Source organism: Salmonella enterica subsp. diarizonae (assembly GCF_008692785.1).
Taxonomy (GTDB): Bacteria; Pseudomonadota; Gammaproteobacteria; order Enterobacterales; family Enterobacteriaceae; genus Salmonella; species Salmonella diarizonae.
The window spans coordinates 142,129-157,778 of sequence record NZ_VXJV01000006.1; the positions used below are offsets into that span (position 1 = coordinate 142,129).

Here is a 15,650-nt window from a genome sequence, read left to right on the forward strand (position 1 = left end):
ATTATGAGCGTTGTGCCTGTAGCCGACGTACTCCAGGGCCGCGTAGCCGTTGACCAAGAAGTCACCGTGCGCGGATGGGTGCGTACCCGCCGAGATTCAAAAGCTGGCATCTCCTTCCTCGCCGTTTATGACGGCTCCTGCTTTGATCCTGTACAGGCTGTAATTAATAATTCTCTGCCCAATTATAATGAAGAAGTATTACACCTGACGACAGGCTGCTCCGTGGTGGTAACGGGTAAGGTTGTCGCGTCGCCGGGACAAGGGCAAAGTTTCGAAATCCAGGCCACGAAAGTAGAGGTCGCAGGTTGGGTGGAAGATCCGGATACCTACCCGATGGCGGCAAAACGCCATAGCATTGAGTATCTGCGTGAGGTCGCGCATCTGCGCCCGCGCACCAACCTGATTGGCGCGGTAGCGCGCGTCCGCCATACTCTGGCACAGGCGCTGCATCGCTTCTTCGATGAGCAGGGCTTCTTTTGGGTCTCCACCCCGCTGATTACCGCTTCCGATACCGAAGGCGCTGGCGAAATGTTCCGCGTCTCAACGTTGGATCTGGAAAACCTGCCGCGTAACGACCAGGGCAAGGTAGATTTTGACAAAGACTTTTTCGGCAAAGAATCATTCCTGACCGTCTCCGGCCAGCTAAACGGCGAAACGTATGCCTGCGCGCTGTCCAAAATCTATACTTTTGGGCCGACCTTCCGCGCGGAAAACTCCAACACCAGCCGTCACCTGGCGGAGTTCTGGATGCTGGAGCCGGAAGTGGCGTTCGCCGATCTGGAAGACAACGCCCGTCTGGCGGAAGCCATGCTGAAATATGTCTTCAACGCGGTTCTGGAAGAGCGTGCGGATGACATGAAGTTCTTTGCCGAACGCGTGGATAAAGACGCTATCGCTCGTCTGGAGCGTTTTGTCTCTACCGACTTCGCTCAGGTGGATTACACCGATGCGGTCGCCATTCTGGAACGCTGTGGTAAGAAATTTGAAAATCCGGTGTTCTGGGGCGTCGACCTCTCTTCCGAACACGAACGCTATCTGGCGGAAGAACATTTCAAAGCACCTGTGGTGGTGAAAAACTATCCGAAAGAAATTAAAGCGTTTTACATGCGCCTTAACGAAGACGGCAAAACCGTAGCGGCAATGGATGTACTGGCGCCGGGAATCGGCGAAATCATCGGCGGTTCCCAGCGTGAAGAGCGTCTGGATGTGCTGGATGCCCGTATGGCCGAAATGGGGCTGAATAAAGAGGATTACTGGTGGTATCGCGACTTACGTCGCTACGGTACTGTACCGCATTCCGGCTTTGGCCTGGGCTTTGAACGCCTGATCGCTTACGTCACGGGTGTGCAAAACGTGCGCGATGTTATTCCGTTCCCACGGACGCCACGCAACGCCAGCTTCTAATTTTTACGTCACACTCAAGGCCAGCTATGCTGGCCTTTTTTTCACCTGAATGTCAGTTTTATTCTCAATAAGTAAATAAATTTAATTACAACCCTCTGAATTACCACATCTTGTTACTGTATATTTCACAAAAATATTTACACATAAAAATTAATCCTTAATTTTATTAAGGATTAGATTTTTCTGCTCTAATAGCACAATTTTTCCCCATCATTTCAGACATCAGGACATCTAAATGGCTATTTTTATAAAATGGCTCATCTGCTGCTTTTTCAGGCACAATGGTGTCGCATGCCAATAAATATAATAAAATCATATGAATAAAATTAAAAAGAACAAATTAAGACGAAAAATAAGGGGAAGTTTGACGTTGTTCACAAAGTTCCGCAAAAATAATATTTTCTTACATATTTTTTCCTTTTGATACTAAATCTTTATATTTGTAGCATTTTCACGGTAGCGAAACGTTAGTTTGAATGGAAAGATGCCTGTCAGACACATAAAGACACCAAACTCTCATCAATATTTCTGTAAAGTTTTATTGACGGAATTTATTGACGGCAGTGGCAGGTGTCATATAAAAAAACCAATGAGGGTAATAAATAATGATGAAGCGCAAAATCCTGGCAGCGGTGATCCCTGCCCTGCTGGCTGCTGCAACCGCAAACGCAGCAGAAATTTATAATAAAGATGGTAATAAGCTGGATCTGTACGGTAAAGCCGTGGGTCGTCACGTATGGACAACGACCGGCGATAGCAAAAATGCCGACCAGACTTATGCCCAGATTGGTTTTAAAGGGGAAACGCAAATTAACACCGATCTGACCGGTTTCGGTCAGTGGGAATACCGTACCAAAGCAGATCGCGCTGAAGGCGAACAGCAGAACTCGAATCTGGTCCGTCTGGCCTTCGCAGGTTTGAAATACGCAGAAGTGGGTTCAATCGATTATGGTCGTAACTACGGTATCGTTTACGATGTTGAATCATATACCGATATGGCACCCTACTTCTCCGGCGAAACCTGGGGCGGCGCCTATACTGATAACTACATGACCAGCCGTGCTGGCGGTTTGTTGACCTACCGTAACTCTGACTTCTTCGGTCTGGTGGACGGTCTCTCTTTCGGTATCCAGTATCAGGGTAAAAATCAGGACAACCACAGCATCAACTCTCAGAATGGCGATGGCGTAGGTTACACCATGGCATATGAGTTCGACGGCTTTGGCGTCACCGCAGCGTACAGCAACAGCAAGCGTACTAACGATCAGCAGGATCGCGATGGTAATGGCGATCGCGCAGAATCGTGGGCCGTTGGCGCGAAATATGATGCGAACAACGTCTACCTGGCTGCCGTATATGCCGAAACCCGCAATATGAGCATTGTTGAAAATACGGTTACCAATACCGTGGAAATGGCAAACAAAACGCAGAACTTTGAAGTGGTCGCTCAGTACCAGTTTGACTTCGGCCTGCGTCCGGCAATCTCGTATGTGCAGAGTAAAGGTAAGCAGTTGAACGGCGCCGACAGCACAGCCGACCTGGCGAAATACATTCAGGCGGGCGCGACTTACTACTTCAACAAAAACATGAACGTATGGGTTGACTACCGTTTCAACCTGCTGGACAAAAACGACTACAGCTCCAGCTACGTTGGCACCGACGATCAGGCGGCAGTCGGTATTACTTACCAGTTCTGACCAGCAGACCCCTTTGTTTTATGCCTCAAAAACAGGACTTCGGTCCTGTTTTTTTATGTCTCTTAGAGAAAACGTGCGTCTTTCAAAAACAGTCGGGCTTTTTAGCGCTAACGGTTGGCATTTTGTAAATCTGCCGTTAACCTGATAGCGGATTTCCCTTCTGTAACTATAATGGAACCTCGTCATGTTTGAGAACATAACCGCCGCTCCTGCCGACCCGATTTTGGGCCTGGCCGATCTGTTTCGCGCCGATGACCGTCCAGGGAAAATTAACCTTGGCATTGGCGTATATAAGGATGAAACCGGCAAAACACCGGTGCTCACCAGCGTTAAAAAAGCCGAGCAGTATTTACTGGAAAATGAAACGACGAAAAACTATCTCGGCATTGACGGGATTCCGGAATTTGCTCGCTGCACCCAGGAATTATTGTTTGGCAAAGGCAGCGCGCTGATTAACGACAAGCGCGCACGCACGGCGCAAACGCCGGGCGGTACCGGGGCGCTACGCGTTGCCGCCGACTTCCTGGCAAAAAATACCCCGGTAAAACGGGTGTGGGTGAGCAACCCCAGTTGGCCGAACCACAAAAGCGTGTTTAACGCCGCCGGACTGGAAGTCCGGGAGTACGCTTACTACGATGCGGAGAATCACACGCTGGATTTTGACGCGCTACAAGCCAGTCTGAGCGAAGCACAGGCCGGCGATGTGGTTCTGTTCCATGGTTGCTGTCACAACCCAACCGGCATTGACCCTACTCTGGAACAGTGGAAAGCTCTGGCTGAGCTTTCTGTTGAAAAAGGTTGGCTACCGCTATTTGATTTCGCTTACCAGGGCTTTGCCCGCGGCCTGGAAGAAGATGCGGAAGGTCTGCGCGCCTTTGCCGCGCTGCATAAGGAGCTGATTGTCGCCAGCTCCTACTCCAAAAACTTCGGTTTATATAATGAACGCGTCGGTGCCTGCACACTCGTTGCCGCCGACGCGGAAACCGTGGATCGCGCTTTTAGCCAGATGAAATCCGCCATTCGCGCTAACTACTCTAACCCGCCGGCGCACGGCGCGTCCATCGTCGCCACTATCCTGAGTAATGACGCACTGCGCGCCATCTGGGAACAGGAGCTGACGGACATGCGCCAGCGTATCCAGCGTATGCGTCAACTGTTCGTGAATACCTTGCAGGAGAAAGGCGCAAACCGCGACTTCAGCTTTATTATCAAGCAGAACGGGATGTTCTCATTCAGTGGTCTGACCAAAGAGCAGGTGCTACGTCTGCGTGAAGAGTTTGGCGTTTATGCCGTAGCTTCTGGTCGCGTGAACGTGGCAGGTATGACGCCGGATAATATGGCACCGCTGTGCGAAGCCATCGTCGCGGTACTGTAAAAACCTGTCGGCTGGCGTGACCGACAAAAAAGCCTGCACATTGCAGGCTTTTTTCATTCTGCTTACCAGACCGGCATCTCGTCTTGCAGGAAGGGGTTATGCAGACGCTCGTAACCGAGCGTGGAGAGCGGGCCGTGGCCAGGGATAAAGGTCACATCATCGCCAAGCGGCAGTAGTTTACGCTTAATGGCGTCAATCAACTGATTGTGATCGCCGCGAGGAAAATCGCTGCGCCCGACGCCGCCTTTGAAAATCACATCGCCGGAGATCAGCAGTTGCGACTGTTCATCAAAGAAAACCACGTGTCCCGGCGTGTGTCCCGGACAATGTAACACCTGTAACGTCACATTCCCTACGCTGACGCGATCGCCTTCGTTCAGCCAGCGGTCAGGCGTCAGCGGCTGGCACTCATCCAGACCAAACATGCGGCTTTGCGCCGGCAGTCCTTGCAGCCAGAACTCATCTTCTTTTTCCGGACCGATAACAGGAACGCCGTAATGCTGCGCCAGTTCACTCGCTGCTCCGACATGATCGAGATGACCATGCGTGAGTAAAATTTGCATCAACGTCACACCGCTGGCGTCCACTTCCTGTTTAATTTTTTCAGCGTCGCCGCCCGGATCGACCAGCGCCGCCAGCCGGGTTTGTTCGCACCAGATTAATGAACAGTTCTGGGAGAACGCGGTGACCGGAATAATACGATAGTTCATACTGCTCCTTTGATTAAGCCTCGCTGATTACCAGTGCCGCGCCGGCCCGGTATCAATATGCACAAAGTTACTACGTGGGTAATATCCTACACCACCTGCGCCCATAGATAACGCCGCTTTGCGAATATTGCTCAGCGCCACGCCCTCAATATGAAAATCCATCGCCTGCCCTTTCGTATGGTAGCTTTTTTTCGCTACGCCGCTGCTACGGGCGCGTAATTCATTATTGGTATCAAGAGAGCGGTAGCCCGAGATGAGCTGCACAGGTTTACGTGTCCCTAACAGCCCCTGAAGTCGGTAAAGTTGGTCAAACAGGCGGGGATCGATTGATCGGACTTTATTCGCGCGATAGTCACGGAAAAAATGGTTTAACTTTGCTAATTCATCCTGAATGTAGGCTCTTCCATCGAAAAACTCCGCCTTGATTGACTCTCCGGTATGGAGATTGTTTAACGTCAAAATACGCGGGCGTGGGGTCGAGAGTGTGGCAAACGCTGGCACGGGCAGGATGGCGGCGCCGAGGGCGACACCACCAAGCGCCAGCAGCTTGCGGCGATTAGCGTCAAATTTGTCCATGATAATCAGGTCTACAGGTCAATGTTATCGTTAATACACTTCTACCTTTAAGCAGGCATAATACCGACAGGCACAGGCTTCTGAACGGCCCGGTCGACTCAAAGGTTGTTGTATATGCACTTCTGGCGCACGAAAGGCACCTTAACTGGCGATAAAGCCTGCGTCAAGATTGCCCTCCCCCAGCAACGACGGGGTCTACAGCGAAACGACCCCGTTGAAGCTAAACATTAGGACAACATATTTACCAGAACTTCTTCATTTACCTGATTAATTGTTCAACCTTTGGCACAATTTGTGCGCTGGATCGCGCTGTGAGATCGTAATTGTAAATATCTGTACGATACTGCATACGACCATCTGCGCCGACAAACGCGGTCAGATAGTAAAGATTAACCGGAATGTTCTGCCGGATATTGACATACCGCGTGTCGCCTTGCTTCAGAGCGCCAGAGATCCGCGCATCGTTCCAGCCCGCATCTTGCAAAAGCATATTAGCCAGTTCAGAGGCCTTATTGACACGCACGCAACCGGAACTTAACGCCCTGGCGTCACGCTGAAAGAGATTATGGTTGGGCGTATCGTGCAAATATATCGCATCTGAACTCGGCATATTAAATTTATAACGCCCCAGCGAATTGTGCGCGCCTGGCGCCTGCTGGAAACGGAACGGAAGATTCGATGGAGTAATGGTGGCCCAGTCAACCTGCCACGGATCGATCGCTTCTTTGCTGTTCCAGCCGCGCATCACGGTGTAGCCATGGCGCTCCAGATAGCCTGGGTCATTCCACACCTTCGGTAAAATGTCTTTACGCGCAAGCGTGGGCGGAACGTTCCACGGCGGGTTCACCACCACATTATTCAGCGCGCTGCTCATCATCGGCGTTTTACGATCAGGACGCCCGACGATCACCCTCGAAGCCAGCACCTGGTTGCCATTCTGATAGTAGACCAGCGAATAAGCGGGAATGTTCACCATAATACCGGTAGATAATTCCGCTGGCAGCAGGCGTAAACGTTGGATATTCAATGCCAGTACGCCTGCGCGTTGCGCGGGGGTCATATTGAGCCAGTTACGCGTTGCCGGGCCAATTACGCCATCCGCCCCCAGACCTTGCCATGCCTGGAAACGCTTTACCGCCTCGACCAGTTCACGATCGTAGGCGGCGCGTACCGCCGGAGCCGGCTTGCTACGGCGGGCCGTTTGTTCGGCGACCGGCTGCGCCGCCGGTGTTTCGACGCCCACGGCGGAGGGGCTGACAACGGCGCTATCAGCAGTATTATCGCCGGGTAAGGCAATCTTTGGACCGCCATCCAGCATCCCCGTACGCTGTAATATTTCGCGCAGCGCAGGCACATCGTTACTCCATTGCCCCGGGCGCAGCGTCACGGTATTGGTCAACTGCGGCCACGGGCGAGAGTCCGCCACCAACTTCAGCAACGCGTCATGCATGAGTGCATACTGTGGATGTTGCGGCGCCAGGCTGGCGACAAACGTCGGCAACTGCCCCTCTTCCAGCGCGATTTGCCACTGGTTAATCACCGAGACTGGCGGCGTCGCCAATGCATAAGGTTTGTTGCTATATAACCAGCGATTGCCTTTGACGGGGATATTCGCAATGAAATGGAGATAGCCCATCATGGCGTCTGACAACACGACATCGCGCGCCATACCGTTTACGGCGGGATCGGTCAACAATGCCACCCAGGCGGTAAACTGCGGCTGGAATCCGGCAATCGCCACCTCCGCCAGTTGTTGCTGGAAGGCTTTCACCGCATCGCGATTATCCCACATGGGCTTCATGTCGCGCGCGGCGTAAAGCAATGCCAACTGGCTCATATAGACCGGCGTATAGCCGGAAGGGAGCTGCGACTGTAGATCAGCCCGAATTTTCCCGGCTGAAACGCCCTCCGGCAGCGGCTGAATCCCGGCCAGAATCGCCGTCGCGGCTGATTGCTTCTGCGGCCCAGCCAGACCAGTCGCGGCAACGGCGCTATCGCCAGGTATCATTTCAGGCTCATCGGCCTGCGCATTGAACAGTGGAGCGAATGTTACGGCCAGGCATAAACTGATTGCCGACAGACGACGACCACACATCTTGTTAAGCAACATCCCTTGCCCCCTGTTTTCGTTATCATACTCCGCATGACGGTGCAGCCCGCGGCGCGGGTCAACCTCACCAATGCTTTTGTTTAGTATGACGAGTCAGCCTGCTCACTCGTCAGGCTTAACTCCAGTATATAAAGTTCGATACGTTTTTGCCTAACCTAATGTAAAGAAGTTTAAAGAAAATACACTACCCGGAGAGATTTTTCAGATAAAGAAAAAGGCGGCTTTCGCCGCCCCAGTCTAATGATAAAGCAGAACTTATTTTGCCGGATGACGCGTAAACGCTTTATCCGGCCTCTGTTCGCGATAATTTCAATACGTCAGGAAATTATCCAGGTCTGATAAGCGAAACGCCATCAGGCATGCCACCGTTTCTGCTGTGTTTAACTCGCTTCTGAAGGCGTATCTTCCGTCTGCGTGCCGGGAAGCGTTTCCGGAAGTTGCGGCGCAAAGCCACGCAGTCCGACAACATGAACGTGCTCAGTATCCTGAAACACTTTACGCACCAGTTTATACGTCGTGCCCTTCTCCGGACTGATGTTTTCCGGCGCCGCGATGATGAGCTGCATCTGCAAACGTTCGCACAGTTCAAACAGCGTGGCGATAGAGCGCGCATCCAGACGCGCCGCTTCATCGAGGAACAGCAGGCGACATGGCGAAATATCTTTCCCGCGCAATCTGCGTGCTTCGTCTTCCCAGCTTTGTACCACCATCACCAGAATCGACATCCCGGTCCCGATAGCTTCCCCGGTAGACAGCGCGCCGGATTCCGCACGCAGCCAACCGTCTGATCCACGGTTAACTTCGACTTCCATCTCCAGATAGTTACGGTAGTCCAGCAACTCCTCGCCGATAGTCTGCGGCGTGCGTTGCCCCATATCGATCTGCGGATTCAGGCGCTGGTACAGTTTCGCCAGCGCTTCGGAGAAGGTCAGACGATTGCTATTAAACAGATCCTGGTGCTGCTCATGCTGTTCTGAAAGCACATCCAGCAGGGTGGCATGCGTTTCACGCACGTTGACGTTTAACCGCACGCTATTCACCTGTCCAAACGAGACGCTTTGCAAACCCTGGTTCAGCATTCGGATACGGTTCTGTTCGCGCTGGATAGTCTTGCGGATAATGTTCGCCACGCTGCGGGAACTGATCGCTAGCTTTTGCTCACGCGACGTCAGCTCTTCCGTCAGACGGCTCAGTTCAATCTCCATCTGTTCAATGGCTTCAACAGGATCGTCGGTACGAATAATATCCTGACGAATACGTTCGCGCAGATGCTGATAAACGGCCACAAAGAACTGGATTTTACGTTCCGGGCGTTTTGGATCTTCCGACAGGCGCAACACGTCGCGCAGATGTTCGTTATCCGCGACCGCCAGGCGCAGCGCGCCCAACGCCTTATCCGACATGGAGCGCAGTTCATCCGCCGACAGATAAGCCAGCTCACGACGGTGCAGACGACGTTCCACGCCATTGTCTTTAACCATCCGCATGACTGCGCACCAACCGGCTTTCGCGGTCACGACCTGCTCGCGCATTTCATGATAATCGCGCTCCAGCTTGCGCAGCTTGCGGGTCAGGTTATCCATCTCCGCTTCGCAGAAGGTGAGCGCTTTCTCAAGCTGATTGCGACGCGAACGGTTATTGCTCAACTGGGCGTGCAGTTCATCCCGACGCTGGCGGGCGCGCTCTTCCGCCCCGCTGTCGGCGCGAACGCCAATATCCTGTAATTCGCGCTGCAAATCGTTAAGCAGCTCTTTTTTCGTGTCGTAAGAACTTTTTAGCGAGGCCAGAACCTGACTGTACTGACTTAGCTGCGCAGCATGGCTGCGCAGCGCTTCGCGGGCGCGGGTACGCTCGGCTTCCGCCTGCTCCAGCCGCTGGCGCAGCTTTTCATTGAGATCGCTGTTGCCGCTCAGCATTTCCGCCGAGTCGGAATAGCTGAAATGCGCCCGACGTTCGACAACTTCAGCCAGCGCAAAAGCCTGCTGGCGCGCGTCGCGCTGCATTTGCTGCGACCATGCATAGTCTTCTTTTAACTGCTCAAACTGTTCCGGATCGCTTTGCAGAACGGAAACCACTGGCTCCAGTCTGGCTAACTGGTTGCCATATTGCTGCACAAATCGCGCCGCTTCTTGCGCCTCATCCAACCGCTCCTGAATTTCATCGACCCGATCGGCCAGCGTTTCATCGGCCAATAAATTCAGCCGCGGCAGCAAACGGTTAAGCGCGGAAACGCCCTCTTTCGCCTGCTCAAACTGAATGCGCTGCTGCTGGTTGTCGTTTTCATGCGTCGCCAGCGCGCGCTCCAGCTCGACGCGACGCCCGTTCAGTCGGCGAATTTCCGCTTCCGGATCGTCCTCAAAGGCGACGGAAAGGTGACTGCCGATAAAACGGCTGAACGCCTGGTGCAAACGCTGGGTTTTCTGAACGTCAAACGAGAGCGTGGCAAAGCGCTCGGAAAGCACTTCCCGTTCCGCATGGAGACTTTCAATACGGTTCTCGCGCGCCGCACGGCCAAAAATAGGCAGCGACGGGAAGCGCGAATAACGCCACTGACGATCGGCAATTTTCACTACCACCGCCTTTTCCAGCTCGTCAACGCTGAATACGCTGTCATCAAAAGACTGCGGATCGCCTTCGATCAGGTACAGATCTTCCGGGCAATCGGTCAGACCTTCAAGCTGTTCGGCTATTTGTGATAAATCCGGCACGACGATCGCATGGCGCGACGGGCCATACAGTGCGGAAAAGTACGGCGCATCTTCAAGGCTGACATCATCGTAGATTTCCGACAGTAATACCCCGCCAAAACGCTCCGCCAGCGCATTCAAACGCTGATCTTCCGCGCCGCCCGGCTGACTTAAACGTTCGATCTCTTCATCAACCGCTTTTTTACGCGCGCCCACTTCGTCGCGTTCGACAATGGCTTCGCGCTCACGCTCCAGTAACTGTTGCAGGTATTCTGTCACTTCCTGGCTGGACGTAAACTCCTCGCCGCACTGTTCGCTAAGCTGGTTAAGGCTGTTTTGCGCCGCCAGCCAGACGGGCGCACGCTGCATCAGATGTTGAATACGCGACTGAAGCTGCTCCTGCTCCTGACGCAAGGTCATACGCTGTTCGCTGGCGTTAGCTACATTGTCAGACAGCGCCGCGATGCGCGCTTCAAGCTCCTGATGCAGCGCTTCCAGTTCGTCAATATCAAAATTTTTGCCCTGTCGCTTACAGAACTCCGCCAGCAGACGTTCCGCCTCTTGCTGCTCGCGCAGCCGCTGTTCCAGTTCGCTCAGGCGCATCCGCAGCGGCTGTACCTGCTCCGCCAGATGACGCTGGTTCACGCCGTCCCGTAACAGCTCGCGCGCCACGTCCCAGGCTTCGCTACGCGCCAGCGGGCCGTTGATCGCCGCAACCAACTGGTAAGCCTGCTCAAACTGGCTGTGCGCGGTTTGCGCCACGCTCATTTTTTGTTCCAGCGACAGCAGTTTTTCCGTAGCTTCCTGCTCTTTTGCCTGGAAAGTATTCAGCCATTCGGCGGCGCTTTCAGGCGTTAGATCCGGCAGATGGCAAATTTCTTTGGCGCGGGCGAGCGCGGATATCGCCTGGTTATACTGAATCGCGCGCGTTTGCTGTACATCCAGCGCCTGCTGGTAATCCGCAAGCTGACTTTTGAGTTCATCGACTTCCAGCTCGGCGGCTTCGGCACGCGCTTCATTTTCGTCCTGCATTTCGGCAGCTTCCGCCACCACTTCGTTTTGCTCTTCAAGTCGAATCTGCAGTTCTTCAAGATCCGCTTCGTAGCGTTCAATTTTTTCCTGCTGGCGCAGCGCGGTTTGCACCAGGTTCAGGTGATCGCTCGCCGCCTGGTAATCCGCTTCAAGAGAACCTTCGGCACCGTTATGCTCACCCAGCTCGCGAGCCATATCGACATGCTTATACTGCTCCGCCGCCAGTTGCTTGCGCGATGTGTACAGTTCGCGTCGAAACGCCAGCGCCTGATCAAGGTGAACCCGACGCTCATTGGCGTGGCGCATATAATCCGCAGCCACATAATCGGTGGCTTCGCTGATCAAATGCTTAAACAGATCGCGATCGGATTGGGTAACGCGGATCGCTTCCAGCGTGAGCCGGTTCTCGCGCAACGCCGCTTCCATATCCTGGAACGCCTTGCGCACGCCGCTGTTTTCCGGCAATAAATAATCGCGTAGCGATCGGGTAATAGCACTGGAGATCCCGCCGTACAGCGAGGCCTCGATCAAACGATAGAATTTACTGCGATCCGACGCTGAGCGCAGACGACGAGCGATAATCCCTAAGTCAAACATCAGCGAATGATAATCGGTGATGGAGTTAAACTGCTTAAACTGCACGCCTTCCATCTCGTCAAGCTTGTCTTTCAGCTCAGCAAGCGACAGTACACGCGCCTGACGTTCGTTTAATGTCTCTGTCACCAGTTGCGTCGGCTGTACCGACATCGGCAGTCCCTGAATAGCGAACGGTTTAATGTCCACTTTGCGATCGCGCCCGGCGACCTGCTGCAGACGCACGCCGACCACCACCCGCTGATGGCGGGAATTAATGGTGTCGAGCATGGAGTAACAAACGCCCGCCTTCAGCTTACCGTGCAAACCTTTATCGCGCGAACCGCTGGTGGCGCCGGCTTCCGTGGTGTTACGAAAGTGCAGTAATGTGAGATCCGGAATCAGCGCCGTGACAAACGCCGCCATCGTCGTGGATTTCCCGGCGCCGTTACCCCCGGATAACGTCGTGACCAGTTCATCAAGGTCAAAGGTACGGGCAAAAAAACCGTTCCAGTTAATCAGCGTTAGCGAGCGAAATTTACCGCGTTCAATCATTCTTCTTCCTCTCCACTGTCCGGCTGATTCTCTTCGGTCTCATCATTAAGTTGCAGATGGTTTTCAATTGGCATCGCTTCTCCGTCGCGGATAAGACGACGCTGCGCCTCGCGAGGATCGTCGCCGGCGCGTACATCCGCGCCAAAACGGAAGACCGATTCTGTAATGCGGAATTTGCTGCTGTCGTGGCCCATAAACCACACCATGCCCAAACGACGCAGGCGGTTCAAAGAAGAACGTACCTTTTCCTGCAGTTTCTGGCGATCGACGTCAGATCCCGTCGAGCGGTTATTCACCAGCTTTAGCAGTTTGGCTTCGTCCGCCAGGGTAAGCAGCTCGTCGTACAGCTCCTGCTGGGTAAAAATCCCTTCGTTCGCCAGACGCTCCGGGCTGAGATAGAGGTAGCAGAGAATTTTACCGACCATCATATCCAGTTCGGATAACACCGAGCGCGGGATAAGCGTGGTGGAACGCGGACGCAGGTAGAAAAACCCCTCCGGCGCACGAATCAGCTCCACGTTATAACGCGCGTAAAACTCTTCCAGGTATTCCTGAAAATCCATCAGAAAGGCATGATTATCCAGTTCGTCCAGCCCGATGTGGCGGCCCGAACGCAATGCGCTATCCAGCGCCGGAAATAACGGATTCGCCAGCGCCTGCGCCAGCTTAACCGGCATCACTTGTTCAATATTTGTCAATGACATGCGCCTGTACCTTGGCTCCGTAATCATTAATCGGCTGCCATTTGGCTGGCAGTCCGGTGAAATCTGCTTGCGCTACGCCAAGACGTACCGCTTGATCGATAACAATACGCGCCACGTCGAAATGACGCGCGCGCGGGTATTGCGCCAGATACTCGCGCACCACCAGTCCAAGATCCAGTGGCTTTTGTCTGGTTTTGTAGATAGCCAACTGTTCTTCGATAATGGCCGCCAGTTGCTCACGGATCTCGTTAAACTCTTCATATTCCAGATCCGGCGGCAACTCCCCGGTGACTTCATCGTCACGCAACGCCATCTCTTCATCGCGCATATCCAGCAAACGATCGGCATTCGCGTAGGTTAGCGCCCACGGTTCATCGAAATACGTTTGCACAGACTGACGCAAACGCTGGGCGAAGACACGGTTTTTATCCATATCGATCGCGGTACGGATAAATTTATGCACGTGACGGTCGTAGCCGATCCATAAATCGATAGACTGCTGTCCCCAACTGATAATACGGTCAAGTTTGCTTTGCAGGTCAAAGACCAGCTTGTCGACAAAATGCAGATCGTCGTGGGACATCGTGGCATCCTGAATACGCAGCAGGTTAGCCTGCAGCTTATCGCCCGCCGCTTCCAGCGTATCCTGCAATTCACGCAGCGTACCGGACGTTTCGGAAAGCAGCAGTTCACAACTCGAAATCGCCGCGCGCCAGTCTTTATTCAGCAGTTGTGCGATATCATCTTTTACCTGCTGCTGCTGCTCATCCATGATGCGCTGAGTCAGATCGATACTGTCGAAAATTTCCGCCACCGAATATTTCAGCGGCGCGTAGACATTACGGTGCCAGTGGAACTCGTCGCCGCCCTCTTGTGCCGCATCCGCCGCGCTTTTCAATTCGCCTGCCACAATTGATAGCTGCATGGAGAGACGTAACGTAGAGAACTCCCGCTGGCGAATATAATAATCGGTGATGCCAATTCCCAGCGGCGTTAATCGGTAAATCGCATTGCCTTCCGCCTGCTCGCTGGTAAAGCGGTTCAGCAGACGTTGACGCACCATATCGTTAATCGCGTTATTAGCGCGCACGCCGATGGTTTCGCTGGTTTGCTCAAACGCATCACTCACATGGCGGAATGCATCCACCAGCTCGCCTTCACTCATCTCGCCGTCAAGGCGTTCGCCGTTCAACGTGGCGACCGCCAGCAGGAAGGAAAGCCTGTCTACCGGCAGCGAGATGGAAAAGTCGTTTTTTCTGGCCCAGGCAACCAGTTCGGGGACTGTCTGGGAAAATTCACTCATAGGTTATCCTTGCATCTGCGGCTAGCGCCGGGCTTTTAATCGCGGTGACATGAATGTAGCGCCCAAGGCTAATATACGGCTCCTGGCGGCAATAACGCGTTTCCAGTTCGACCAATGTCTCATAACAGTCACGCTGTTGGTGCTTTTCACGCAGATAATCATGAAACACACGCACGCCGGTTTTACCGGTAATCTGCCAGCCAATCGCCTCCAGCCACTGGTACACCTGCGCGGGGTCGCGCGGGTAGTCAGGCGACAACGTGCGCTTCTTGCGTTTAGGCATCCCCGCCTGCACGTAGTCAAAATTACCCGCCACCATATTGTGCATCAGCAAACCGTTAGCGTTATAGAACATTAACGACAGCGCGCCGCCAGGGCGCAATACTGACCAGAGCGTTTCTAATACGCCGACAGGATCGGCTACCCACTCCAGCACAGCATGAAACAATATCAGATCAACCGGGCTTTCCAAATGCGCAGCGACGTCCTGAGCCGGGCATTGTATAAAATGCATGTCTTTGCTCACACCTTTTGCCTCGGCCGCCTGCCGCGCGCGGGCGATCATTTCACCAGACAGATCGCATAACGTCACCTGATGGCCGCGCTCCGCCATCTTAATCGCCGTTTGCCCTTCACCACCGCCAGCATCCAGCACCTGCAATTTTCGCCCGCCGAACGCCTCCAGCACGCGATCCAGGTCTTGCCACAGAATGGCTTGCCGCAGTTGCCCTTTGGTTGTGCCGTAAATGTTACGGGAAAACTTTTCAGCAATGTCATCAAAATTGCGATCCTGCATCGGACTCTCCACAGGCTGGCTCAGGCGTTATCTGATAAAACCGCTATTTTGTCACAGCCACGGCGAGAATGAACCTGTCTGGTGTAATATCACCGTTAATCCTCCGCTATATGGTTAAAAAAGGAACC

The 15,650-nt window shown here is 53.5% G+C and carries 10 protein-coding genes; 3 read left to right on the plus strand and 7 right to left on the minus strand.

Going from position 1 to position 15,650, the window contains the following annotated elements; genetic code table 11:
* Positions 1-3: 3 nt before the first annotated feature.
* The 3 genes from asnS to aspC all read left to right on the plus strand — a co-directional run bounded on the left by asnS (position 4) and on the right by aspC (position 4,476).
* Complete coding sequence (gene asnS / locus F4V72_RS13845) at positions 4-1,404, plus strand: asparagine--tRNA ligase (RefSeq protein WP_046093551.1); 1,401 nt, start codon at positions 4-6, stop codon at positions 1,402-1,404.
* A gap of 605 nt (positions 1,405-2,009) precedes the next feature.
* On the plus strand, positions 2,010-3,101 hold the full coding sequence (gene ompF / locus F4V72_RS13850) for a porin OmpF (protein ID WP_136058378.1): 1,092 nt from the start codon (positions 2,010-2,012) through the stop codon (positions 3,099-3,101).
* A gap of 184 nt (positions 3,102-3,285) precedes the next feature.
* Complete coding sequence (aspC, locus tag F4V72_RS13855; RefSeq protein ID WP_053509627.1) at positions 3,286-4,476, plus strand: aspartate transaminase; 1,191 nt, start codon at positions 3,286-3,288, stop codon at positions 4,474-4,476.
* A gap of 62 nt (positions 4,477-4,538) precedes the next feature.
* Here aspC and F4V72_RS13860 read toward each other — a convergent pair whose 3' ends face one another.
* From F4V72_RS13860 to cmoM, 7 genes are all read right to left on the minus strand, one after another.
* Positions 4,539-5,186, minus strand: a complete 648-nt coding sequence (locus F4V72_RS13860; protein ID WP_001109473.1) for an MBL fold metallo-hydrolase — start codon at positions 5,184-5,186, stop codon at positions 4,539-4,541.
* A 27-nt stretch (positions 5,187-5,213) separates the two neighbouring features.
* Positions 5,214-5,762, minus strand: a complete 549-nt coding sequence (locus F4V72_RS13865) for a YcbK family protein (protein WP_023247049.1) — start codon at positions 5,760-5,762, stop codon at positions 5,214-5,216.
* A 259-nt stretch (positions 5,763-6,021) separates the two neighbouring features.
* Positions 6,022-7,872 (minus strand): L,D-transpeptidase, encoded by a 1,851-nt coding sequence (gene ldtD / locus F4V72_RS13870; RefSeq protein ID WP_053530137.1) that lies wholly within the window; start codon positions 7,870-7,872, stop codon positions 6,022-6,024.
* A gap of 380 nt (positions 7,873-8,252) precedes the next feature.
* Entirely contained in the window at positions 8,253-12,719 is a 4,467-nt protein-coding gene (gene mukB, locus F4V72_RS13875) for a chromosome partition protein MukB (RefSeq protein ID WP_150342467.1), read from the minus strand.
* Positions 12,716-13,423, minus strand: a complete 708-nt coding sequence (mukE, locus tag F4V72_RS13880) for a chromosome partition protein MukE (RefSeq protein WP_023247052.1) — start codon at positions 13,421-13,423, stop codon at positions 12,716-12,718. Before mukE ends, mukB begins: the two co-directional genes overlap by 4 nt.
* Positions 13,404-14,726, minus strand: a complete 1,323-nt coding sequence (gene mukF, locus F4V72_RS13885) for a chromosome partition protein MukF (protein ID WP_023247053.1) — start codon at positions 14,724-14,726, stop codon at positions 13,404-13,406. Before mukF ends, mukE begins: the two co-directional genes overlap by 20 nt.
* Entirely contained in the window at positions 14,719-15,522 is an 804-nt protein-coding gene (cmoM, locus tag F4V72_RS13890; RefSeq protein ID WP_023247054.1) for a tRNA uridine 5-oxyacetic acid(34) methyltransferase CmoM, read from the minus strand. The genes mukF and cmoM overlap by 8 nt, the downstream gene beginning before the upstream one ends.
* Positions 15,523-15,650: the final 128 nt, after the last annotated feature.

Coding starts and splice junctions, on each gene's coding strand:
- aspC (WP_053509627.1), top strand. CDS start 3,286: ATGTTTGAGAACATAACCGCCGCTCCTGCCGACCCGATTTTGGGCCTG.
- asnS (WP_046093551.1), top strand. CDS start 4: ATGAGCGTTGTGCCTGTAGCCGACGTACTCCAGGGCCGCGTAGCCGTT.
- mukF (WP_023247053.1), bottom strand. CDS start 14,726: ATGAGTGAATTTTCCCAGACAGTCCCCGAACTGGTTGCCTGGGCCAGA.
- F4V72_RS13865 (WP_023247049.1), bottom strand. CDS start 5,762: ATGGACAAATTTGACGCTAATCGCCGCAAGCTGCTGGCGCTTGGTGGT.
- ldtD (WP_053530137.1), bottom strand. CDS start 7,872: ATGTTGCTTAACAAGATGTGTGGTCGTCGTCTGTCGGCAATCAGTTTA.
- F4V72_RS13860 (WP_001109473.1), bottom strand. CDS start 5,186: ATGAACTATCGTATTATTCCGGTCACCGCGTTCTCCCAGAACTGTTCA.
- ompF (WP_136058378.1), top strand. CDS start 2,010: ATGATGAAGCGCAAAATCCTGGCAGCGGTGATCCCTGCCCTGCTGGCT.
- mukB (WP_150342467.1), bottom strand. CDS start 12,719: ATGATTGAACGCGGTAAATTTCGCTCGCTAACGCTGATTAACTGGAAC.
- cmoM (WP_023247054.1), bottom strand. CDS start 15,522: ATGCAGGATCGCAATTTTGATGACATTGCTGAAAAGTTTTCCCGTAAC.
- mukE (WP_023247052.1), bottom strand. CDS start 13,423: ATGTCATTGACAAATATTGAACAAGTGATGCCGGTTAAGCTGGCGCAG.